Consider the following 24,482-nt stretch of genomic DNA (forward strand, 5'->3'; position numbering starts at 1 on the left):
TCATTCCATCCGGAGGGCTTTCATGGAGACGGCATCGACAGCGCAAGAACTCGCAGGCGCACCGGCGGGCGAACTGCGCAGGCAGGGGACGGCGGCGCTGACACTGGCGGCGCTGGGGGTGGTGTATGGCGACATCGGCACCAGCCCGCTGTACACCATCAAGGAAATCTTCAAGCCGGAAACCGGCGTGGCCCCGACGCCCGAAAACATCGTCGGGGCGGTTTCGGTGGTGTTCTGGCTGCTGATGGTGGTGGTGACGCTCAAGTACGTGACCCTGATCATGCGCGCCAGCAACCGCGGTGAGGGCGGGATCATGGCGCTGCTGGCGCTCGCATCGCAAACGGCGGCGCATCAGCCGCGCCTGCGAGCCCGGTTGCTGCTGCTGGGGGCTTTCGGCGCGGCGCTGTTCTACGGCGACAGCGTGCTCACGCCGGCGATTTCCGTCCTGAGCGCGGTGGAAGGCCTGGAAGTCGCCGCGCCCGCGCTCAAGCCCTGGGTGCTGCCGCTCGCCATCGGCATCCTGGCGGGCCTGTTCATGGCGCAAAGCCGCGGCACGGCCACGGTGGGCAAGTGGTTCGGACCCGTGATCATCGTGTGGTTTGCAGTTCTGGCCGCCGTCGGGGCGTGGCAGATCGTCCAGGCGCCGCAGGTGCTGCAGGCGATCGATCCGCGCCACGCCTGGAACTTCCTGGCCGCGCGCGGCTGGGGCCTGTTCCTGGCCGTGGGCGCCGTGGTGCTGGCCGTGACGGGCGCCGAAGCGCTTTATGCCGATATGGGCCACTTTGGCAAGCGGCCGATCCGCATCGCCTGGACCGGATTGGTGTTGCCTTCGCTCGCGCTCAACTACGCGGGGCAGGGCGCGCTGCTGCTTCGCGACAGCCAGGCCATTGAAAACCCGTTCTACCTGAGCTTTCCGCCGGCACTGCTGTTGCCGGCGGTCGTGATCGCGACCCTGGCGACCATCATTGCCTCGCAAGCCGTGATCTCGGGCGCCTATTCGCTGACGCAGCAAGCGATCCAGCTCGGCTTCCTGCCTCGCCTGCAGATCGTGCACACCTCGACGCACGAGCGTGGACAGGTCTACGTGCCTGCGGTGAACTGGATCCTTCTGGGCGCGGTGGTGCTGGCCTGCCTCGGCTTCGGAAATTCCTCCGCGATGGCCTCGGCCTACGGCATCGCGGTGACCGGCACCATGCTGATCACCACCGTGCTCACGTATTTCGTGGTGCGCCGCGCCTGGGGCTATCCGCGGTGGACCGCCATCGGCGCGACGGCCTTGTTCATCACCCTCGACGCGGTGCTGCTTGCGTCCTGCTCGCTCAAGGTGCACGAAGGCGGCTGGTTCCCGCTGGCCCTGGCGGCCGGCGTGCTGGTGGTGATGACGACCTGGAAGCGCGGACGAGAGCTGCTCGGCGAAACGCTGCGGGAAGACCAGCTGCCGTTGCGCGAGTTCGTCCAGACCCTGGCCACTCAGGATGCGCTGCTGCGGGTGGACCGCACGGCGGTATTCATGTCGGCCGAACCCGGTGTAGTGCCCCAGGCGCTGCTGCACAACATGAAGCACAACCTGGCGCTGCACCGGCGCAACCTGGTGCTGACGGTGCAATACCACGAAGAGCCCACGGTGCCCGTGGCGCAACGCGTGGAGATCGAGGAGATCGGCCATGGCTTCTGGCAGGTCGTCGCGCACTTCGGCTTCGCCGAACAGCCGGACATCCCGCAGGCGCTGCGCCTGTGCGCCGAACATGGACTCGCGGTGGACGAATTCGCCACCTCGTTCTTCCTGAGCCGCGAAACGGTGGTGCCGCGGCCGCAGGCGCGGGCGCAGATGCCGCGCTGGCGGCAGAAACTGTTCGAGGCGCTGTCGCGCAACGCGGGCCGGGCCGTCGACTACTTCGGCCTGCCGGACAACGCCGTGATCGAGTTGGGCACCCGCGTGCAGTTGTAGCGGAACCGGGCGCGCCGCCAGGCAAGGCGCAAGGACCCGGGGCTGTTTATGACTTCTTTACACCGGGTCCCGGCTTCTCTTCCCCGTTTTTATGCGGCACGGCACAAAGTTCATCCGTTCGTTGAAACGGAGCTGACATGGACTTGATCTACCTGGCCCTGGGCGCGCTGCTGTGGGTTCTCATGGTGATGCTGGTGCGCGGGCTGGAGCGCCTCGCGCCGACCCGCAAGGAGCGGCCATGATCGCGCCCGCCGTGATCTACGGCTTCGGCGCCTTCTGCGGGCTCGCCCTGCTGGCGTACCTGGTGTACGCGCTGATCCGCGCGGAGGAGTTCTGAGATGAGCCTGTACGCCTGGGGCCTGTTGGCCCTTTTTCTGGTACTGATGCTGGCGGCCGCCTGGCCGCTGGGCCGTTACATGGCCGCACTGCTGGAGGGGCGCCATCCCGCCTGGATGCGCCGGATCGAAGCGCCGCTGTATCGCTGGGCCGGCGTCGATCCGCAGCGCTCCATGCCCTGGACACGCTACGCCATCGCTCTGCTGGCCTTCAATGCGCTGGGCGCGCTGCTGGTGTACGGCCTCCAGCGGCTGCAGGCCGTGCTGCCGCTCAACCCGGCGGGCATGGCGGCCGTTTCCCCGGATTCGTCCTTCAACACTGCCCTCAGCTTCGTCACCAACACCAACTGGCAGGGCTACGGCGGCGAGGCGACCATGAGCTACCTGACGCAGATGGTGGCGCTGGCGGGGCAGAACTTCTTCTCCGCCGCCACCGGTGTCGCCGTGGCCTTTGCACTGATCCGCGGCTTCGCCTTGCGCTCGGCCGAAGGGGTGGGCAACTTCTGGGCCGACATGACCCGCATCACGGCCTGGCTGCTGGTGCCCTTGTCCTTCGTGGTCGCGCTGTTCTTCGTGGCGCAAGGGATGATCCAGAACTTCGACGGCTACAAAGAAGTGCAGGCGCTGGAAGTCACCGCCTACCAGCAGCCGAAGAACGGCCCCGACGGCCAGCCGCTGAAGGATGCGAGCGGCCAGCCCGTGATGGAGGACGCGAAGACCGCCACCCAGACGCTGGCGATGGGGCCGGTGGCTTCGCAGGTCGCGATCAAGATGCTGGGCACCAACGGCGGCGGCTTCTTCAACGCCAATTCCGCCCATCCGTACGAGAACCCCAACGGCTGGGTCAACCTGGTGCAGATGCTCGCGATCTTCGCGATCCCGGCCGGCCTGTGCTTCACCTTCGGCCGCGCGGTGGGCGACGTGCGCCAGGGCTGGGCGGTGTTCGCGGCCATGACGGTGCTGTTCATCGCCGCGGTGCTGATCGCGATTCCCGCGGAGCAGGCGGGCAACCCGCTGCTGACGCCGCTCGGCATCGATCCGCAAGCGGCCAACATGGAAGGCAAGGAAGTGCGCTTCGGTCCGGTGGTGTCGGCCCTGTTCGCCGCCATCACCACGGCGGCCTCCTGCGGCGCGGTCAACGCGATGCACGACTCCTTCACGCCGCTGGGCGGGCTGGTGCCGCTGGTGCTGATGCAACTGGGCGAAGTGGTGTTCGGCGGTGTCGGCTCCGGCCTGTACGGCATGCTGATCTTCGCCATCCTCGCCGTGTTCATCGCCGGGCTGATGATCGGCCGAACGCCCGAGTACCTGGGCAAGAAGATCGAGTCCTACGAGATGAAGCTGACCTCGGTGGCGATCCTGGTCACGCCCATCGTGGTGCTCCTCGGCACCGCCCTGGCGGTGGTGGTGGCGCCGGGCAAGTCCGGCATTGCCAACCCCGGTGCGCACGGCTTCTCGGAGATCCTGTACGCCTTCACGTCGGCGGCCAACAACAACGGCAGTGCCTTCGCCGGCCTGTCGGCGAACACGCCCTTCTACAACACGATGCTGGGCCTCGCGGTGTGGCTGGGACGCTTCGGCGTGATCGTGCCGGTGCTCGCGATCGCCGGTTCGCTCGCCGCCAAGCAGCGGCTGCCCGTGACCGCCGGAACCATGCCCACGCATGGGCCGCTGTTCGTGGTTCTGCTGATCGGCACCGTGCTGCTGGTGGGGCTGCTGAACTACGTGCCGGCACTGGCGCTCGGACCCGTGGTGGAGCACCTGGTGCTGTGGGGCGGAAAGTAGGAGGAAACCATGAGCAAACATGAACGCAAGATCCTGCGCCTGATGGACCCGGGACTGGTCAAGCCCGCGCTGGCGGCAGCCTTCAGGAAGCTGCACCCCGCCGTGCAGTGGCGCAACCCCGTGATGTTCGTGGTCTACATCGGCAGCATCGTCACGACCCTGCTGGGCATCGAGGCCCTGCGTGGCGCCGGCGAAGCACCGGCACGTTTCATCCTGGCAGTGGCGGTCTGGCTGTGGTTCACCGTGCTGTTCGCCAATTTCGCCGAGGCCATGGCCGAGGGCCGCAGCAAGGCCCAGGCCGCATCCCTGCGCGGCATCAAGAAGAGCGCGTGGGCCAAGAAGTACTCGCACGAGCACAAGGGCCCTTACCACGGCGCCACCTGGCTGCCGCACAAGGGCGAGGAACTTCAGCGCGGCGACGTGGTGCTGGTGGAGCCGCATGACATCATCCCGCTGGACGGCGAGGTCATCGAGGGCGTGGCGTCGGTGGACGAGAGCGCCATCACCGGCGAGTCGGCGCCGGTGGTGCGCGAGGGCGGCGGCGACTTCTCATCGGTCACCGGCGGCACCCGCGTGCTGTCGGACTGGCTGGTCGTGCGCATCACGGTGAACCCGGGTGAATCCTTCCTGGACCGCATGATCGGGATGGTGGAGGGCGCCAAGCGCCAGAGGACGCCGAACGAGATCGCGCTGAACATCCTGCTGATCGCGTTGACGATCGTGTTCCTGATCGTGACGGCGACCCTGCTGCCGTATTCGATCTTCAGCGTGCAGGCGGCAGGTGCCGGCCAGGTGGTGACCATCACCGCGCTGGTGGCGTTACTGGTGTGCTTGATTCCCACCACCATCGGCGGCCTGTTGTCGGCGGTGGGGGTGGCCGGCATGAGTCGCATGATGCAGGCCAACGTCATCGCCACCTCCGGCCGCGCCGTCGAGGCTGCGGGCGATGTCGACGTGATGCTGCTGGACAAGACCGGCACCATCACGCACGGCAACCGGCAGGCCTCGGCCTTCCTGGCCGCCCCGGGCGTGTCGCCGGAGCACCTGGCGCGCGTGGCGCTGCTCGCGTCCCTGGCCGACGACACGCCCGAGGGCCGCAGCATCGTCGAACTGGCGCGCCGCATGCGCGTGGATGACCGGCCGCTGGAAGGCGCGCGCTTCGTCGCCTTCAGCGCACACAGCCGCATGAGCGGCGCCGATGTGCCGGAGTTCGAGCCGGGCGACGACATGCCGCTGCGCAAGGGCGCGTCCGACGCGATCCGCAACCATGTGCACGGGCTCGGCGGCCAGGTGCCTCCGGAGGTCATGCGCACCGCCGACGAGGTGGCGCGGCGCGGCAGCACGCCGCTGGTGGTGTCCGAAGGCGGCAAGGTGCTTGGCGTGATCGAACTGAAGGACATCGTCAAGAGCGGGATCCGCGAGCGCTTCGCCCAGCTGAGCCGCATGGGCATCAAGACCATCATGATCACGGGCGACAACAAGCTCACGGCCGCCGCGATCGCCGCCGAGGCCGGCGTGGACGACTTCCTGGCCGAGGCGACGCCGGAGGCGAAGCTCAAGCTGATTCGCGAGTACCAGCGCGAAGGGCGCCTCATCGCCATGACCGGCGACGGCACCAACGACGCGCCGGCCCTGGCCCAGGCCGATGTCGCCGTGGTGATGAACAGCGGCACGCAGGCAGCCAAGGAAGCCGGCAACATGGTCGACCTGGATTCGGATCCGACCAAGCTGCTGGAGGTGGTGGAAACCGGCAAGGCGCTGCTGATGACGCGCGGCTCGCTCACCACCTTCTCGATCGCCAATGACGTGGCGAAGTACTTCGCCATCATCCCCGCGATCTTCGTCACCAGCTATCCGCAGCTGGCTGCGCTCAACGTGATGGGGCTGGCCAGCCCCCAGTCCGCCATCCTGTCGGCGGTCATTTTCAATGCGCTGATCATCGTCTTCCTGATCCCGCTGGCGCTGCAAGGCGTGCGCTACCGGCCCATTGGCGCGGCGGCACTGCTGCGCCGCAATCTGCTGATCTACGGCGTCGGCGGCCTGATCGTCCCCTTCGCCGGCATCAAGCTGATTGACCTCGTGCTGGCCGGCATCGGCCTGGCGTAAAGGAGCTACTTCATGAACGACAAGGAATCCATCCTCCGCCCCACGCTGGTCATGCTGGCCGTGCTGACGATCCTGGTGGGCGGCATCTATCCGGCGCTGGTGGCCTTCGGGGCGCGCGCGCTCTTTCCGCAGCAGGCATCCGGCAGCCTGATCGTGAAGGACGGCAAGCCCGTCGGCTCGGAACTGATCGGACAGAACTTCACCGACCCGAAGCACTTCTGGGGCCGCCCCTCGGCCACCAGCCCGATGCCCTACAACGCGAGCGCCTCCGGCGGCTCGAACCAGGGGCCCCTGAACCCCGCGCTGGTCGAAGCCGTCAAGGCTCGCGTGGAGGCCCTGCGCGCCGCCGACCCGGGCAACACGGCGCCGGTGCCGGCGGACCTGGTGACGGCCTCTGCCAGCGGCCTGGACCCGCACATCAGCCCCGCCGCCGCACGCTATCAGGTGGCGCGCGTCGCGCGCGCACGCGGGCTGCCGCCGGAGAAAGTCGCGGGCCTGGTGGACCAGCACATCGAGCAACCCTGGCTGCCGCTGGTCGGCGAACCGGTGGTCAATGTGCTGCGCCTGAACCTGGCGCTCGACGCGCTGCAATGAGCGATTGCAGGCCGCTGCCATTTCCCACGCGGTCTGAGAGCATCTGAGGGTAAGCTGTACGAATGGCGATCGCTTCCGACCAGCGCGCTGACCAGCGGCCTGATCCCGACCAGCTGCTGGAGCAGTTGCGCGGGGAAGCGGCGCGTGCGAGCCGGGGGCGGCTGCGGATCTATTTCGGCGCCAGCGCCGGCGTGGGCAAGACCTTCGCGATGCTGGGCGCGGCCCGGCGCGAGCAGGAAGCGGGCGTGGATGTGCTCGTGGGCCTGGTCGAAACGCACGGCCGCGCGGAAACCGAGCAGCTGCTCGAAGGGCTGCCGCGGCTGGCGCGCAAGGAAACCGACTATCGCGGGCGCAAGCTGTCGGAGTTCGACATCGACGCGGCGCTGGCGCGCAAGCCTCGGGTGCTTCTGGTGGACGAGCTCGCGCACTCCAACGTGCCCGGCTCCCGTCACCCCAAGCGATGGCAGGACGTGCAGGAGTTGCTGGATGCGGGCATCGATGTCTGGTCCACGATGAACGTCCAGCACCTGGAAAGCCTGAACGACACGGTGGGGGCGATCACGGGCATCCGTGTGCACGAGACGGTGCCCGACACCGTGCTGGACGGGGCGGATGAAATCGTGCTGGTGGACGTCACCCCGGATGAACTCATCAACCGGCTGCGCGCGGGCAAGGTCTACATCCCGCAGCAGGCCGATCGCGCGGCGCGCAACTTCTTCCGCAAGGGCAACCTGATCGCGCTGCGCGAAATCGCGCTGCGCCGCACCGCCGAGCACGTCGAGGACGACGTTCGCAGCTACCGGGTGGAGCAGTCGATCACGCCGGTGTGGAACACCGGCAGCGCCATCCTGGCTTGCGTCGGGCCGTTCGAGGGCGCAGAGCAGGGGGTGCGCACGGCGGCCCGGCTGGCCGGCCAGCTGAACGTGCGCTGGCACGCCGCCTATGTCGAGACCGAGCAGCTGCGCCGGCTCGACGAGGCGGCGCGCGACCGGGTGCTGGCGGTGCTCAAGCTGGCGCAGGAACTGGGCGCGACCACGGCGGTGCTGGTCGGCAACGATCCCGCCGCCGCACTGGTCGCCCATGCGCAGAAGATGAACTGCGCCATGCTGGTCATCGGCCGTTCGCGCCCGGGGCGGCGCTGGCTGCGACCCGGCATGACGCAACGGCTCGCCCAACTGGCGCCGGCGCTGGACGTGGTGGAGGTCGGCCGCACCGAGAGCGCGCGCCGGCTGGCGCGCGTGGTCCAGACGTCGGCCGACGAGGAGGAGCACTCCGCCTGGTACGAGCGCTGGCCGCGCTACCTGTGGGCGGTGGCCAGCAGCGTGGCGCTGACGCTGGCCGCGGCGCCGCTGCACGACCTGCTGGACCTGGCGAACATCGTGATGCTGTACTTGCTGGGGACCGTGGGGGTGGCGCTGCGCTTCGGCCGCGGCCCGGCGGCGCTGGCGGCCGTCCTCAACGTGGCGACCTTCGACATCTTTTTCGTGCCGCCCCGCTTCTCGCTGGCCGTGTCGGACGTGCAGTACCTCATCACCTTCGCAGTGATGCTGGGCGTGGGCCTGCTCACCGGGCAGCTCACGGCGGGCCTGCGCTTCCAGGCGCGCATTTCGGAGAGCCGTGAGCGCCGGGCACAGTCGCTGTTCGAACTGACCCGCGAACTCTCGGGCGCCTTGCTCGCAGCGCAGGTGGCCGACATCGGCAGGTCCTCGGTGCGCGCGCATTTCGGCGGCGAGGCTGTCGTGCTGGTGACCGACGACCGCGACGAGCTGGTGCTGCCTGCCAGCCCGCCACCGGGCTTCGATGCCAGCGTCGCCGACTGGGCCTTCCGCAACGCGCAGCCGGCTGGGTTGGCGACCAGCACGCTGGCGGCCCACAGCTGGCACTACGTGCCCCTGCGCGCGCCCATGCGGGTGCGCGGCGTGCTGGCGCTGCAGCCCGGGCAGGCGCGCTGGCTGCTCATTCCCGAGCAGCGCCAGCACCTGGAGACGCTGGCTCGGCAGATCGCGATCGCCCTGGAGCGCGTGCACTACGTCGACATCGCGCAGAAGGCCGTGGTGGACATGGAATCGGAGCGCCTGCGCAACGCGCTGCTGGCGTCCATCTCGCACGACATCCGCACACCGCTCACGGCACTGCTGGGGCTGGCCGACTCACTGCGTCATTCGCAGCCGCCCCTTTCTTCCGCGCAGGCCGACTCAGCCCAGCTGCTGATCGACCAGGCGCGCGAGCTGGCCACCCTGGTCAACAACCTGCTGGAGATGGCCAGGCTGCAAAGCGGGCGCGTCGACCTGCGCATGGAATGGCAGTCGGTGGAGGAGGTCGCGGGCGCTGCGCTGCGCAGCGTCGCCCCGCTGCTTCAGGGGCGGGCGGTCACGGTGGACGTGCCGGCCGGCCTGCCGCTGGTGGAGTTCGATGCCACCCTGATCGAACGGGTCCTGGCCAACCTGCTGGAAAATGCGGCCAAGCACGGCGCGCCGCCGATCGAGCTGCATGCCTCTGCGCACGAAGACGAGCTGGTGCTCACGGTGCGCGATCATGGCCCCGGCCTGCCGCCGGCGCTGCGCGGAAAGGAACAGATGCTGTTCGAGAAATTCACACGCGGCCTTCCGGAATCGAGCACGCCGGGCGTGGGACTCGGGCTGGCCATCTGCAAGGCGGTGGTGGAAGCCCATCACGGCCGCATCAGCGCCGCCAATGCCCCAGGAGGCGGCGCCGAATTCACGGTGCGGCTGCCGCGCCGGCCGCCACCGCAGTTGCCGCCTGCCGCATGAACGCACCGGCGCCCGTCGCACTCATCGTCGAGGACGAGCCGCAGATCCGCCGCTTCGTGCGTGCCGCGCTGGAAGGTGAGGGCTGGCAGGTGCACGAGGCCGAAACCGAAAAGCGCGGCCTGATCGAGGCCGGCACGCGCAAGCCCGACCTGATCGTGCTCGACCTGGGCTTGCCCGACGGCGATGGCATGGACCTCATCCGCGATGTGCGAGGCTGGTCCTCGGTGCCCATCGTCGTGCTGTCCGCCCGTACCAGCGAGACCGACAAGGTGGCTGCGCTCGATGCCGGCGCCGACGACTACCTCACCAAGCCTTTCGGCGTGGGTGAGTTGCTGGCGCGCGTGCGCGCCAACCTGCGCCGGCCGCGCGGTGCCGGCGCCGAAGAGGCGCGCGACGCCGTGTTTCGTTTCGGCAATGTCGAAGTGGACCAGGGCGCGCGGGTGGTCAAGCGGGACGGCGCGCAGGTGCACCTGACGCCGATCGAATACCGGCTGCTCTCGGTGCTGATCGCCAACGCGGGCCGCGTGCTCACGCACCGGCAACTGCTGCGTGAAGTGTGGGGCCCCGCGCATGCGGAGCAGAACCACTACGTGCGCATCTACATGGGGCACCTGCGGCAGAAGCTCGAAGATGACCCGGCCCAGCCGCGGCACCTGCTGACGGAAACCGCGGTGGGCTACCGGCTCATGGTCGCACCCTCCTGAGCGAGCCCTACCAGGTGTCGATGAAGCGGCCGCTGCCGAAGGGCTTGCGCGCCGCCGAATCCAGTCCCCGCACCAGCCAGGCGCGCGTGTCGGCCGGGTCGATCACCGCGTCGATCTCCAGCGTCGCGGCCATGTTCATCGCCTGCCCGTTCTCGTACTGCTGCGCCACCAGCTTCTGGAACAGCGCGTCGCGTTCGGCGCCGGGCGCGGTGGCCTCCAGCTCCTTGCGGAAACCCAGCTTCACCGCACCCTCCAGCCCCATGGCGCCGAACTCGCCGGTGGGCCAGGAGACGGTGAACACCGGCGCGTCGAAGCCGCCCGCGGTCATGGCCTGCGCGCCCAGGCCATAGCCCTTGCGCGTGACCACCGCGAAGAAGGGCACCGACAGCTGCGCGGCGACCACGAACATGCGGCAGACATGCCGCACCTGGGCCTGCGCCTCGATGTCGGGGCCGACCATGAAGCCGGGCGTGTCGGTGAGCGAGACGATCGGCAGGCCGTGCGCGTCGCACAGCTGCATGAAGCGCGCGGCCTTGTCGGCGGCGTGCACGTCGATGGCGCCGCCCAGGTGACGCGGGTTGTTGGCGATCACGCCCACCGCGCGGCCCTCGATGCGGGCGAGGGCCGTGATCATGCCGGTGCCGAAGCCCGCACGCAGCTCCAGCATCGAGCCCGAGTCGGCCAGCGCGTGCAGCAGGCGGCGCATGTCGTACACCCGCAGCCGGTTCTCCGGCACCGCATGGCGCAGCAGGCGCTGGTCGGCGCAGTCCCAGCGCGCCAGCGGCCCCTGGAAGTAGCCGAGGTAGCGTTTTGCCACCTGCACCGCCTCGGCTTCGTCCTTGACCAGCACGTCGATCACGCCGTTGCGCGACTGCACCTCGCTTGGGCCGATCTGCTCGGGCGCGAAGCTGCCGAGGCCGCCGCCCTCGATCATCGCGGGCCCGCTCATGCCGATGTTGCTGGCTTCGGTCGCGATGATCGCGTCGGCGCAGCCCAGCAGTGCGGCGTTGCCGGCGAAGCAGCGGCCGTGCACCACGCCCACCACCGGCACCTTGCCCGAGAGCGCCGCGAACTGGCTGAAGGTGTGGTTGTTCAGGCCCGCCACCACCGGCATGTCGACGTCGCCGGGGCGCCCGCCGCCGCCTTCGGCGAACAGCACTACCGGCAACCGGAGCTCGTGCGCCAGGCCCAGCATGCGGTCCTTCTTGTGGTGGTTGCGCATGCCCTGGGTGCCCGCCAGCACGGTGTAGTCGTAGGCCAGGACCACGCAGCGCGACTTCTCGGGGCCGAAGTCGGCGGCGTTCACGGTGCCGATGCCGCTGACCAGTCCGTCGGCCGGTGTTCTTTCGATCAGGTCCTGCATCGCCCGGCGGCGCGTCTGCGCGGCGATGGCGAGCGCCCCGTACTCGATGAAGCTGCCGTCATCGCACAGCCCGGCGATGTTCTCGCGTGCGGTGCGGCCGCCCTGCGCGTGGCGCTTGGCCACCGCATCGGGCCGATGTTCGTCGAGCGTGAACGCATGGCGCTCGATGACGCGTTGCAAGTCGGGCCGGATCGCGTGGAGGTCGGCCTCTTCGCGATGCTGCGCCGCCACGGCCGCAGCGTCGGCCGGCTCCATGAGCACCAGCAGCTGTCCCTCGCTCAGGTAGCTGCCGGCCTGCGCGCGCACTTCGATCACCCGGCCCGCTGCCGGCGCGTGAAGCACGTGCTCCATCTTCATCGCTTCGATCACGGCGACCTGTTCGCCCGCCGCGAAGACCTCGCCCACCTCCGCATCGAGCTCGACCAGCCGGGCCGGCATGCTCGCGCGCACGGCGATGAGACCGGGTGCCACTTCGGCGATGGCGGCCGCGGAGGCCGGTGCAGGCGCGCCACCGTACAGCTGCGCCTGCGCCAACAGCGCGGGCAACTGCTCCTCGATGAAGCGCGTGTGCAGTTGCTGGTTGTCGAACTCGGGCCGGGCGGCGATCGCACGCAGCAGCGCAAGATTGGTCGCCAGGCCTTCGATGCGCATCTCGGCCAGCGCCCGGCGCGAGCGGCGAACGACATCGGCGAACACGCGGCCGGGCGCGTGCACGACCAGCTTGGCCAGCAACGGGTCGTAGTGCGGCGACGGTGCCGCGCCCGCGACGCCGTGGGTGTCCACCCGCACGCCGGGCCCGCTGGGGAGGTCGAAGCGCTCCAGGCGGCCGCTCGAGGGGCGCGCCACGCCTTGCGCGTCGACCGTCTCGCCGTTGACGCGCCACTGGATCGCAAAGCCTCGTGGCTGCGGCGGCCGCGCCGGGTCCAGCCCGGCGTCGCGCAGCGTCTCACCCGCCGCGATGCGAATCTGCAGCTGTACCAGGTCCAGGCCCATCACCGCCTCGGTGACGGTGTGTTCGACCTGCAGCCGGGGGTTGGCCTCGATGAAGGCGAAGGGCAGGTCCGCCGCCTCTTCATCGACGAGGAACTCGAAGGTGCCCAGGCTGCGGTATTGCACCGCGCGTGCCATCTCGAGCGCGGCCTCCGCGAGCTGCCCGCGCACGGCGCCCGCCAGGCTGGGGCTGGGCGCAATTTCCACCAGCTTCTGGAAGCGACGCTGCAGCGAGCATTCGCGCTCGCCCAGGCTCATGAGCTCCTGCCCGTCACCGATCACCTGAACTTCGACGTGCCGCGCCTGGCGCATCAGGCGCTCGACGTACACGCCGGGCACGCCAAATGACTGCGCCTCCGAGGCGCAGCGCGCGTAGGCCTCCGGCAGCTGGCCGGCCTCGGTGACCGCGCGCATGCCGCGCCCGCCGCCGCCGCCCAGCGCCTTGATCATCACGCCCGCCGCGGCGTGGGCGGCGAAGAATTCGCTCGCCTCAGCCAGCGTGACTGGGCCGTTGCTGGCGGGCAGTACCGGCACGCCGCATTCGACGGCCAGCGCGCGAGCCCGGGCCTTGTCGCCGAACAAGGCCAGCTGCGGAGCTGTCGGCCCGATGAAGGCGATGCCGGCGTCCGTGCAGGCTTGCGCGAAGTCGGCGCGCTCGCTGAGGAACCCGTAGCCCGGATGGATCGCGTCGCATCCGGTACGCCTGGCGATGTCGATCAGCGCCGCCATCGCGAGATAGGCCGCAGGCCCGGCCGCGTCCAGGGCCACGGCCTCGCCCGTCAGTGCCAGGTGAGGCAGGCCCGCGTCGTCCTGCGCGTACACCGCGACACTCGCCGCGCCGAGGTCGTCGACGGCGCGCAGGATCCGCAGGGCGACCTCTCCTCGATTCGCGATCAGGATCTTCTTGAACATGAGCCCTATTTCATCAGAACAGGCCGTACCCGCGCCGTCCCCGGCGCGACGCGCTGGCGGACGGGGTCCGCGCCTCAGGGACGGGCCGGGTGCCCCGTGATCGCCTTGGCCGCTGCAGCCAGGGCGCCCATGACCGTGGTCTGCGGGCTCTCGGGCCCCGGCTCGGCCAGTCCCAATTCGACGCGCAGGCCGTCGATCAGCTGGCTCACGCCCGGCTCCGACATCACGGTCAGGTGCGAACCGGTGACCGTCCGGATGCGGATCTGGCCGCGCACGTGCTCGTCCCAACCGAGGGCGGGCCCGGCCGCCAGGTAGATGTTGTCGGCCCGGCTCGCCTTGAACAGCACGATGTCGCCCTCGTAGCTCGGCGGCGCGTAGCGCGACTGGGCATCGACGAAGTTGTGGAACAGGTGCGACTCCAGCAGTTCGGGCGGCAGCGGCTCGCCGCGCGCCAGCCGCTGCAGCGCGAGCGCGTACTTGCCGTCGTCGATCCGGGACTGGCGGCGGCGCGCCGGCCACTGGATCGCGTATTCCAGGCTCCACAGCCGCAACAGCCAGAGCTTGTCCAGGACCGTCAGCTTCCGGCGCGCCGCTTCCGGCGACAGCGTGTCGATCATCGCCAGCAGCGGAACCTGCTCGCCCTCGCGCTTGAGCTGTTCGGCCATGGCCAGCGCGATCACGCCGCCGGCCGAATAGCCGGCCAGCTGGTACGGGCCATGCGGATGCGTCGCGCGCAGCGCCTCCAGGTACTGCGCGGCCATCTCCTCAATGGAACCCAGGGGCGCCAGCCGGCCGTCCACGCCCTGCGCCTGCAATCCATAGAACGGCTGCTCGGCGCCGATGCGGTCGGAAATGACCTTGAAGTTCAGCACATTGCCGCCTGCGCCGTGCACGCAGAACAGCGGCACGCGGTTGGCGCTGCCACGGCAGATGGTCACCAGGGGCGACCAGCCGCGGGTCCCCATGGAGATGACGTTCGACTTCTTCGGCGCTTCTTCTTCCGCGGCCGGGCCGTCCAGCGAAAGGCCCGCCTGCTGCGCGACCAGGCTGGCCAGCGCGCCCAGGGTGGGCGCCTGGAACAGCGTCGCCAGGGGCAGGTCCACGCCATATTGCTTGCGGATGCGGGCGAACAGGCGCACCGCGGCCAGCGAATGACCGCCGAGCGCGAAGAAGTCGTCGTCGGCGGCGATTTCCTCCACCCCCAGCAACTCGCGCCAGACCTCGGCCAGCATGTTCTCGACCGGGTTGAGCCCGGCGGCCGGCGCCTGCGCATCCGCGCGCGCCGCGCGCGGCGCTGGCTTTGGCGAAGCAGCGGCCATGGCGCGCTGGATTTGCGCCAGGTCGATCGAGGACACCACGAGTTCGCGTGCCCCGCGGCTGAAGATGCGGTCGAACAGTTCGTGCGCATCCTCGCCGCGAATGCCGGCGGCGAGCATCTGCTCGGCCAGGCCGGGCTCGCGCGCGTGCGATGCCTGGGCCATCGCCCCGGCCTGCACGCCGCGCAGCGAGAAACCTTCCATTTCGGCCAGCGTTTGCCCGCTAGCCGTGCACAGCGCAACGTCGAAAGTCGCCAGCCGCGACCCCGCGCCTTCGCGCAACTGGACATGGCTGGTCAGCGCGGCCGGCAACGGCCCGATCAGGCGGATGCGATCGATCGACAGCGGCACGAAGACCTGCCCGTCGCGGTGGGCCGGGTCCAGCAGGTGCAGTCCGAAGGTGGCGGCCATGTCGGTCAGCGCCGGGTGTGCCGGGTAACTTGCGAGGTCGTCCCGGAAGCGCTCGGGCAACTCGAACTGCGCGACCGCCGTCGCCGTGCCCAGCTGCATGCGAACGATGTTGCGCCAGCGTTCGCCGAAGGCGACCAGGCGCTCCTGCGGGATGGTGCCCGTTTGCCAGCCGCCGGCGGGCGCCGTCGCCCGCGCCGGCAGGCTGCCCAGGAACAGGCTGGTGCCAGCATGCGCATGTTCGAGCCATTGCTTGTCGCTCGCCCCGCGGCTGCGTACGGTGAAGTCGTAGCCAGCCCCGTTGCGGCGCAGTTCGGTGCGGACGCGGCGCGCGGCGCCGGCGTCGAACACCATCGCTTCCTCGTACGAGAGCGACCGGATCTCGATGGCCGCGCCCGGGTGCAGCGCCATCATCGCGGCGCGCGCGATCTCGATGTACGCCGTGCCCGGCAGCACGCTGCGGCCGCCGACGCGGTGCTCGCCCAGCACCCACAGCGCCTGGCTGTCGTAGGTGGCTTCGAAGGCGGCGCCGTTGTCGTTGTCGACCTGCTCGCCCAGCAGGGGGTGCGCGCCCGCGGGCAAGGCCTGCGCGAGCGGATGCCCGCCGTAGGCGCGCGCCGCCATGCCGCGGTCGCCCCAGATGCCCCAGCGGATCGCCAGGCCGTCGTCGCGCGACGCGGCCAGCGATTCGAGGAAGGCGTTGGCGGCCACGTAGTCGACCTGCCCCGCTGTGCCCAGCAGCACGCTGGTGGAAGAGAACACTGCGAACACATCGAGGTCGCCGGGAGGCAGCAGCTCATGCAGCACCTGGGCGCTGCCCGCCTTGGCGCCCAGCATGCGCAGCATGCTTTCCGGCGTCTTGGCGGCGATCGGCGCATCGTCGAGGATGCCCGCGGCATGGAACACACCGTGGATGGTGCCGAACAGCGCGCGGCATTCGCTGACGACCCGCGCCATCGCCTGGCGGTCTCCGGCGTCGGCGCGGAAGGCGAGCACCTGCGCGCCGTGCTCCTCCAGCGCCAGCAGGCGACGCACCAGCCGCACCTCGGCCGAGTGGTCGCCGCTGGCCGCCAGCGCGCGCCAGTTGGCCTTGGGCGGCAGCGCCCGGCGGCCGACCAGCGCCAGCCGCGCCTTCCTGGTCCTGGCGAGCCAGGCCGCCAGTTCGAGCGCGATGTCGCCGAAGCCGCCGGTGATCAGGTAGACGCCGCCCTCGCGCAGCGTCGCGCGCGCGGGGCCCGGGCCGGCCTTGGCGAGCTGCTGCATGAAGCGCTGGCCGTCGCGATAGGCCACCAGGTCCGGTCCCTCCGGCGCGGCGGCTTCGAGCACGATGACGCGCGCGGCCTCGCCCGAAGAGACGTCCGACTGCGCCAGTTCGATCAGGCGGGCGCTGACGTTGGGCAGTTCCCGCGGGATCACGCGGCAGGGTCCCAGCGCGAGCGCGCGCTCCGCATGCGGCACAGCCTCGCCCTGCACGGCGAAGGTGCCGGCGGTGACCGCCGTGAGGTGGATCGGCCGGTCCACGTCCAGGTGCTGCAGGGCCTGCGCGACATGGACCAGGCTGGCGAAGGCCAGCGTGCGGTCGTCGGTTTGCGGCGAGCCCGCGCCGGGTATCGTGTCCAGCGCCCACAGATGCACGATGCGATCGGGCGCGAAGCCGCTGTCCTGCAGTTCGCGCAGCAGTCGCAGGTAGTGCTGCGCGTCGTCGGCGACGATGGTGAAGGCGCCGTCGGCCGTGCGGGCGAACCCGTGAGCGGCACGCACCAGCGTCACGCGCGCGCCAGCGGCCTGCGCCTGGGCCAGCACGTCGGCGGTGAGCCGCGCGCGGTTGCCGAACACCAGCCACTGCCCGCCGGCAGGCGAGGGCGCCGGGGCCAACGGCGAGGCGGTCCATTGCGGCACCCGGAACCAGTCATCCAGGGACGGCAGGCGTTCGACTGCGGGCTTGCGCGGCGCGGCCGCGGCGGCGGGGCTTTCCACGGCGCGAATGCCGGGCTCGACCCAATGCCGCTGCCGCTCGAAGGGGTAGGTCGGCAGCGAGATGCGCAGCCGCCGCCCCGGCCCGCGCAGGGCCGCCCAATCCGGCGTGACGCCGCGCGTCCACAGCGCGCCGGCCGAGGTCATCATGAGGGCCAGGTCGGCATTGGGCTCCTGCGCCTTGCAGGTCGAGGGCACGATCAGGCGCTGCGCGCCGAGCTGGTTCTGCCGGGCGAGCGCGCACAGGCCCTGGCCCGGGCCGGCCTCCACCAGCACCGCGTCGGGCAACTCGCGCAGGCGCGCCAGCCCATCGGCGAAACGCACCGGCTGGCGCAGGTGCCGCACCCAGTAGCCGGGATCGCGGATCAGCGATTCGTCGGCCCAGTCGCCGGTCACGTTGGAGATGAACGGGATCGCCGGCGGGTTGAACTGCATGCGGCTGACGCGGTCGCGGAAGCGCTCCAGCACGCCGTCGAGCAGGCGCGAGTGCGCCGCCACGTCGATGTGCAGGCGGCGGCCTTCCAGGCCGCGCTGCTTCAGGCGTTCCTCGAGGGCGGCGATGGACTCCAGCGCGCCGGAGGCGATGCACAGGTCGGGCGCGTTGATGGCCGCGATGTCGAGCTCCACGCCCTGCCCGAGCGCGCGCAACTCGGCTTCCGGCAGGTCGACCGACAGCATCGCGCCCGCCGGCGCGGCTTCGAACAGCTGGCCGCGCAGCACCACGATGGCCAGCGCGTCGGGCAGCGACATCACGCCGGCCAGGCAGGCCGCCACATACTCGCCGGCGCTGTGGCCGATCACGGCGGCGGGCCGCACGCCCCAGCTGGCCCAGAGCCGGGCGATCGCGTACTCGAGCACGAACAGGGCCGGGATCGCGATGCCGGGGCGCTGCAGCAGGCGCTGCGCTTCGGCATCCTGCGCGTCGCGTTCGAACATCACGCTGCGCAGGCCGGCCGGCGCATCGGGTGGCAGCTGCGCCAGGCATTCCTCGACCGCCTCGCGGAAAGCCGGCTGCGTCAGCAGCTCGCGGCCCGCGCCCGGATAGTGTGCGCCGCCGCCGGGGAACATCAGGACCACGCCCGGCGCATTCGCCCCAGCCTTGGAGGTGACACTGTGGGCGTGGTTCCTGGCCTGCAGCACCGCGCGCAACTGGCCGGCATCGGACGCGACGACGGCGCAGCGGTGCTCGAAGGCGCGCCGCCCGATCTGCAAGGTGTGCGCCGCATCGGCGAGACTGAAGTCCGCCGGCGGCTCGGCCAGGAACTCCACCCACTTCGCCTTGAGCCGGTCCAGTGCCGCCGCGCTGCGCGCCGAGAAGGTCAAGACCTGGGGACTGTCCAGCGGCGCTTCGTCGGCGGCCAGCAGCGGCGCTTCCTCGACGATGGCGTGCGCATTGGTGCCGCCCACACCGAGGGAGTTGACCGCGGCCCGTCGCGGCGCGGGGCCGCGCGGCCAGGGCCGGGCCTGGGCCACCACCCGGAAGGGCGTCTTGTCCATCTCGATGCGGCTGTTCGGCCGCGTGAAGTTCAGCGAGGCCGGGATCAGGCCATGGCGCAACCCCAGCGCCACCTTGATCAGCGAGGCCGTGCCGGCGGCGGTGTCCAGGTGGCCGATGTTGGTCTTGATCGAACCGATGCCGCAAAAGCCGGTGCCGCCCTCGCCATAGGCCTGCGTGAGCGCCGCCACTTCGATCGGGTCGCCCACGGCCGTGCCGGTGCCGTGCGCCTCGATGTAGCTCACGCTGCCCGGCGCCACGCCCGCCACGGCGAGTGCTTCGGCCGCGGCGCTGGCCTGGCCATCGACGCTGGGCGCGAGGTAGCCGGCCTTTTGCGAGCCGTCGTTGTTGACCGCCGAGCCGCGGATCACCGCGTAGATGTTGTCGCCGTCGCGCAGCGCATCCTCCAGCCGCCGCAGCACGACGATGGCCGTGCCGCTGCCGAAGATGGTGCCGGCGGCGCCATCGTCGAAGGCCCGGCAGTGGCCGTCGGGCGACAGGATTTCGCCTTCCGCGAAGCGGTAGCCCTGGCGGTGCGGCAGCTCGATGCTCGCGCCGCCCGCCAGCGCCATGTCGCATTCGCCGGACAGCAGGCTCTGCGCCGCCATGTGCACCGCCACCAGCGAGGTGGAGCAGGCGGTTTGCACCGACACGCTGGGGCCTTTCAAATTGAGCAGATAGGACACCCGCGAGCACAGGAAGTCCTTGTCGTTGCCGGTGTGCCGCAGCAGGAACAGGCCCATGGACTTCACCAGCTGCGGATTGCTCAGCAGGTTGTAGGTGAAGTAGGCCTGCATGCCGCAGCCCCCGAATACGCCGATGGCGCCGTCGAAGCGCTCGGGCATGTGGCCCGCGTCCTCCAGCGCCTCCCAGGCGCATTCGAGGAAGTGGCGGTGCTGCGGATCGAGCACGCCAGCGTCGCGCTTGGAGAAGCCGAAGAATTCCGCGTCGAACATCTCCATGTCCGGCAGCACCAGCGCGGCGCGGATGTAGTTCGGGTCCGCCAGCTCGGCGTCGCTCACGCCGGCGGCGCGCAGTTCGTCGTCACCGGGCCACTGCGTGGCTTCCAGGCCGCCCTGCAGCAGCCGCCACAGCTCGGCGGTGGATCGCGCGGACGGGAAGTGCCCGGCCATTCCGACGATGGCCACACTGCCGGGCTCCACATTCATCGGCGTGCTCGTCATCACTGCGCCTCAAAGGGAGGGTTGGGTGCCGGTTCCCGCGCGCGAGCGCATCATGCGCCTTGCCTGCGCCCGTGCCAATCCGTCCCCGACCGCGCTCGCGGCAGGCGCGTGGCCGCCCAGGTGCGCCGCCAGCGACTTGATGGTGGGCAAGCGGAACATGTCGGTGATCGACACTTCGCGTCCGCAGGCCTCGCGCAATCGCCTTTGCACCTGCACCACCAGCAGCGAATGGCCGCCCAGGTCGAAGAAGTTGTCGCCGGTGCCCACCTGCGGCAGGCCCAGCACGTCCTGCCAGATCGCGGCAATGGTCACTTCGAGCTCCGACTGCGGCGCCGAGATGGCGGCGCGCGCTGCGGCCGCTTGCGGTTCCGGCAGGGCGCGGCGGTCGACCTTGCCGTTGGGCGTCATGGGCAGGGCCGGCAACACCAGCACCGCAGCCGGCACCATGATGTCCGGCAGCTCGCGCGCCAGCGCGCCGCGCAGCGACTCCGGCTGCGGATTCGCGCCCGGCTGCAGCGTGACGTAGGCCAGCAGGCGCTTTTCGCCGGCCGCATCCTCGCGCGCGATGGCGACGGCGTCCTTCACGCCGGCTTGCCGCAGCAACAGGCTTTCGATCTCGCCGAGTTCGATGCGGTGGCCCCGGATCTTCACCTGGTGGTCGATGCGACCGAGGAATTCCAGCGCGCCGTCGCCGTGCCGGCGCACCAGGTCGCCGGTGCGGTACCAGCGCTGCCCCTGCGGGTCGGTGACGAAGCGCTGCGCGCTCAGCTCGGGCCGCGCCAGGTACTCGCGCGCCACGCCGGCGCCGCCGATCCAGAGCTCGCCCGGCACCAGCGCCGGGCATTCCATGCCCCAGGGGGTGCGCAGCGACAGGCGGGTGTTGGCGATCGGCTGCCCCAGCGGCACGAAACCGCCCACCTCGCGCAGCTCGCAGGTGCTGGACCAGATCGTGGTCTCGGTCGGCCCGTACATGTTGAGAAGCTGTCCCGGCACCAGCTCGCGCAGCTGGCGCGCCAGGGTCAAAGGCAGGGCTTCGCCGCCCACCATCAGCGCGGAAAGCCGCGACAGCGCGGACCGGCCGGCGGCATCGGCCACCAGCATCGAGGCCATCGAAGGCGTGCACTGCAGGTGCGTGACGCCCTCGGCCGCGATCGTTTCCGGAATCGATACCTGCTGCGCCGCGGGCACGAGGCTGCGCGCCGCTTCCATCAGGTCCTTCAGCTGCGCGAGGTGATCGAGCACCGTCTGGGTGGCAATGCCGAAATCGACCAGACAGGAAACCTCGTCCACGCCGATGTCGCGCAATTTCGCCACCATGGCCAGGCAGCGCTCGCGCGTTCCGAAGAGGGCGCTGGTGCCGTAGTAGCGGTTGAACGCATGCTCCAGCAGCGCGTCCATTTCTTCTTCCGACAGCGGCGCCGACTCCATGATCTCGACTGGGCTCTTGCCGTCCTTGGCGCTGCGCTGCACGAAGGTGGGGAAGGTCCACGCCGCCTGCCGCACCAGGTCCATGGCGCTGCGCAGGTAGTTCTTCATGGGCTGGCGCACCGTCTCGCGCACGGCGTCCTCGTCATCGCCGACGAAGGTGTGCAGCATCAGCGTGACCTGCGGCCGGCCGGCATGGCCCGCCTGGTGCCAGGCCATGCGATAGAGCTTCAGCTTGTCCCCGACCTCCTCCACCGTCTGGCCCAGCAGGTGCGTCAGCACATGGCAGCCGAGTTCGCCGGCCTGGCGGAAGGTTTCGGGATTACCCGCCACCGTCAGCCACACCGGCAGTTCCGGCTGCACCGGCCGCGGCAGCGTGCGCACTTCGACATCCTTGCCGGTGGGGCCGGGGAAGGGCAGGCGCTCGCCGCGCCACAGCCGCCGCACCACCTCGATGTTGGCCAGCATCTCGTTCTTGCGATTGGCGAAGGCCTGCGGCGCGATGACGAAGTCGTTGGGCTGCCAGCCGGCGGCGAAGGACACGCCCACCCGTCCCTGCGAGATGTTGTCGACGAAGGCCCACTCCTCGGCGACGCGGATCGGGTGGTGCAGGGGCAGCACGCAACTGCCCGCACGGATCTTGATCTGCGTGGTGGCCGCGGCGATCGCGGCGCTGGTGACGGCCGGATTCGGGTACAGGCCGCCGAAGGCATGGAAGTGCCGCTCCGGCGTCCAGACGGCGGCGAAGCCGTTACGGTCCGCGTACTTCGCGCCTTCCATCAGCAGCCGGTAGCGCTCGCTGGCGTTCGATTCGTGGTCGCTCGCAAAGTAGAACAGGCTGAACTCCGTCGTGCCGGCGGCGGCCCGGGCCTGGTTCGAATGCAGCACCACCGTGAAGCCGCGCGCCAGCGTCCAGCACAGCTCGAGCACGGAGATGTCGAAGGACAGGCTGGTGACGGCCAGCCAGCGTCCCGGCGGCTCGTGCGCGATGCGCGGGTCCATGCCCGCGAAGAAGTTCATCACGTTGCGATGCGTCACCACCACGCCCTTGGGCTTGCCGGTGGAGCCGGAGGTGTAGATCACGTAGGCGGCGCCGTCGGGATCGAAGTCCGGCAGGGCGGCACTCCCCTTGCCTGCAGCGCCGTCGCCGCCGGGCGCATCGAGCAGCAAGGCGCGGTCCGCGGCGATCGGGACGCTGCGCGCCAGCTCCGAGGTGGTGACCACGAACCGGGTGCCCGAGTCCTGGACCATGAACGCGATGCGCTCGGCCGGATACTCGGGGTCCAGCGGCAGGTAGGCCGCACCGGCCTTCATCACGGCCAGCAGGCTGACCACCAGTTCCGGTGAGCGCTCCAGGCACAGGCCTACGATGTCGCCGCGGCGAACGCCGCGGCCGGCCAGCCGCATCGCCAGCGCGGTGGCGCGCTCGTCCAGGCTGCGATACGACAAGGCCTCGCCCTGGCAGCGCAGCGCGATCGCCTCCGGCGTGCGGGCGGCCTGGGCGGCGATCGCCTGGTGCACGCCGACTTGTTCTGCCTCGGGCGCCTGCGTGGCATTGAGCGCGGCCAGCAGCTTCGCATCGTCGTCGGGCAGCAATGGCAGCGCGGACAGCGCTTCGGCGCCTGCATCGAAGGCCGCCAGCCAGCTGCCCAGCTGCACCGCCATCTGGCCCAGCGTGCCCTCGTCGAACGCGGCTCCGGGCGCCACGAGTTCAAGGCCGCCTGGGCGCGAGGCCGCCAGCACCAACTCGAGTCCAGCCGCCGGTGCGATGCCCGGATCGGCCGCCAAACCGACGCGAACGCCGGCCAGCGGCGGATGCCTGTCGCCCAGGCGCAGGGGCAGGTCGCGCGGGCAGGGGCCGGCGCGGCGCGCCGCTTCGAGCTGCGCCTGCGCCGCCGAGGCCAGCCGCGCCGTGGCATCGGAAGCGCCGGACGACAGGTTCAAGACGACCCAGGGCTGCAACCAGGGTTCCAGGTCGGCCGCCTGCCGCGTCAGGCCCTCGTCGCAATACAGCAGCGAGACCTGCTCCTGTCCGGTGATGGCCGACAGCCAGGCAGCGAAGCCGGCGAGCGTGCCGGCGCCGAACGCGCCGGCGACGCGCGCGCGGGACGGCGCCTGCGCTTCGGTGGCAGCGGCGCGCTGGCGCGGCTGCGGCAGTTCCAGCGGCGCCAGCGCGGACAGCACCCGGCGCCAGTGGCGTTCGCCCTGGGCGACGCGTGGCGCGCAGGCGTCCAGCTGGTCGCGCTCGCGCCCGTCCAGCGCCGGCAAGCGCTCGCCCGCTTGCGGCAGCGCATGCACCGCCCGGCCGTCGATCTCGGACAGGCCCTCCAGTGCGATGGCGCCTTCGGCGGTGGCGACCTGCAGCGAATCCGGCGTCGCGGCGATCACGGTTCCGGCCGCGGCCGAGACGGCGGGCTGGACGCTGGCGCTGCGAACGAGCAGCAGCCGGTCCCCCAGCCGGACCTTGGCCCGGCCCAGCGGATTGGCATAGGCGCCGAAATCCAGCGCGCGCACCATGGCCGCGAGTTCCCGCGCCGGCCGCTGGAAGTCGAGCGTGCCCAGCGCAGCAGGCCGCTGGTCGCGCGCGAAGTAGCTGCGGCCTCCGGCCTGTTCGCGCAGCGCGAGTTCGCCACGGGCCAGTTCGCCCACCATTTCGACGAAGCTGGCCAGTCCCGCTTCATAGCAGCGCGCATTCAGGCCCAATGCCGTGTCGTCGGGCAGCACCGGGAACACCAGCTGCCTGGCGATGCGGCCGGCGTCGGGCACCTCGGTCATCTCGTGCCAGGTGACGCCGTGCGCGGACTCGCCTGCCATCAGCGCCCAGGACGTCGCGTTCAGTCCTGCGTAGCGCGGCAGCGGCCCATCGTGGAAATTGAGCGCGAGCCGGCGCGCGCGCGCCAGGGTGTCACGGTCGATCATCCGCAGGTTGGCAACGCTGAAGAGATAGTCGAACTCGGCGGGCGGCAGCCGGATGGCCGTATCCGGATCGATGCGCACCGCCTCGATGCCGGCGGCTTTCGCATGCGCCAGAACCTCGTCGTTCGCGCTGGCCACCAGCCGCGCCGTGTGGCCCGCTTCCAGCCAGGCCTGCAGGCAGCGAACCAGCAGGCTGCCGTCGCCCACGAATGCAGCACTCGTACTGCTCATCTTCGAAAGTGCCTTTCCACGCGGT

At 70.5% G+C, this 24,482-nt stretch carries 10 protein-coding genes; 7 read left to right on the forward strand and 3 right to left on the reverse strand.

Annotation, left to right across the window (positions count from 1 at the left end; translation table 11 throughout):
- The first annotated feature begins 22 nt into the window (after window positions 1-22).
- The 7 genes from UC35_RS16345 to kdpE all read left to right on the forward strand — a co-directional run bounded on the left by UC35_RS16345 (window position 23) and on the right by kdpE (window position 10,243).
- A complete protein-coding gene (locus UC35_RS16345) occupies window positions 23-1,948 on the forward strand; it encodes a potassium transporter Kup (RefSeq protein ID WP_061501530.1) in 1,926 nt (641 codons plus the stop codon).
- Between the two features lie 238 nt (window positions 1,949-2,186).
- The gene (kdpF, locus tag UC35_RS16350) at window positions 2,187-2,285 is read left to right on the forward strand and encodes a K(+)-transporting ATPase subunit F (protein ID WP_061501532.1); all 99 of its coding nucleotides are present in this window, start codon (window positions 2,187-2,189) and stop codon (window positions 2,283-2,285) included.
- 1 nt (window position 2,286) lies between these two features.
- Window positions 2,287-4,068 carry a potassium-transporting ATPase subunit KdpA gene (gene kdpA / locus UC35_RS16355; protein ID WP_061501534.1) on the forward strand — a complete coding sequence of 594 codons (1,782 nt, stop codon included), beginning with the start codon at window positions 2,287-2,289 and terminating at the stop codon, window positions 4,066-4,068.
- 9 nt (window positions 4,069-4,077) lie between these two features.
- Window positions 4,078-6,174, forward strand: coding sequence for a potassium-transporting ATPase subunit KdpB (gene kdpB, locus UC35_RS16360; RefSeq protein WP_061501536.1), 2,097 nt, complete (start codon window positions 4,078-4,080; stop codon window positions 6,172-6,174).
- 12 nt (window positions 6,175-6,186) lie between these two features.
- Window positions 6,187-6,768 carry a potassium-transporting ATPase subunit KdpC gene (gene kdpC / locus UC35_RS16365; protein ID WP_061501538.1) on the forward strand — a complete coding sequence of 194 codons (582 nt, stop codon included), beginning with the start codon at window positions 6,187-6,189 and terminating at the stop codon, window positions 6,766-6,768.
- A gap of 62 nt (window positions 6,769-6,830) precedes the next feature.
- Window positions 6,831-9,539, forward strand: coding sequence for a DUF4118 domain-containing protein (locus UC35_RS16370; RefSeq protein WP_061501539.1), 2,709 nt, complete (start codon window positions 6,831-6,833; stop codon window positions 9,537-9,539).
- Window positions 9,536-10,243, forward strand: a complete 708-nt coding sequence (gene kdpE, locus UC35_RS16375) for a two-component system response regulator KdpE (RefSeq protein ID WP_061501547.1) — start codon at window positions 9,536-9,538, stop codon at window positions 10,241-10,243. The genes UC35_RS16370 and kdpE overlap by 4 nt, the downstream gene beginning before the upstream one ends.
- 7 nt (window positions 10,244-10,250) lie before the next feature.
- Here kdpE and UC35_RS16380 read toward each other — a convergent pair whose 3' ends face one another.
- The 3 genes from UC35_RS16380 to UC35_RS16390 all read right to left on the reverse strand — a co-directional run bounded on the left by UC35_RS16380 (window position 10,251) and on the right by UC35_RS16390 (window position 24,457).
- Window positions 10,251-13,508, reverse strand: a complete 3,258-nt coding sequence (locus UC35_RS16380) for a carboxyl transferase domain-containing protein (RefSeq protein ID WP_061501549.1) — start codon at window positions 13,506-13,508, stop codon at window positions 10,251-10,253.
- Between the two features lie 74 nt (window positions 13,509-13,582).
- Window positions 13,583-19,885, reverse strand: a complete 6,303-nt coding sequence (locus UC35_RS16385) for a type I polyketide synthase (protein ID WP_082793316.1) — start codon at window positions 19,883-19,885, stop codon at window positions 13,583-13,585.
- A gap of 9 nt (window positions 19,886-19,894) precedes the next feature.
- Window positions 19,895-24,457 carry a MupA/Atu3671 family FMN-dependent luciferase-like monooxygenase gene (locus tag UC35_RS16390; protein ID WP_061501553.1) on the reverse strand — a complete coding sequence of 1,521 codons (4,563 nt, stop codon included), beginning with the start codon at window positions 24,455-24,457 and terminating at the stop codon, window positions 19,895-19,897.
- Window positions 24,458-24,482: the final 25 nt, after the last annotated feature.

This window comes from Ramlibacter tataouinensis (genome assembly GCF_001580455.1).
GTDB classification, from domain to species: domain Bacteria; phylum Pseudomonadota; class Gammaproteobacteria; order Burkholderiales; family Burkholderiaceae_C; genus Ramlibacter; species Ramlibacter tataouinensis_B.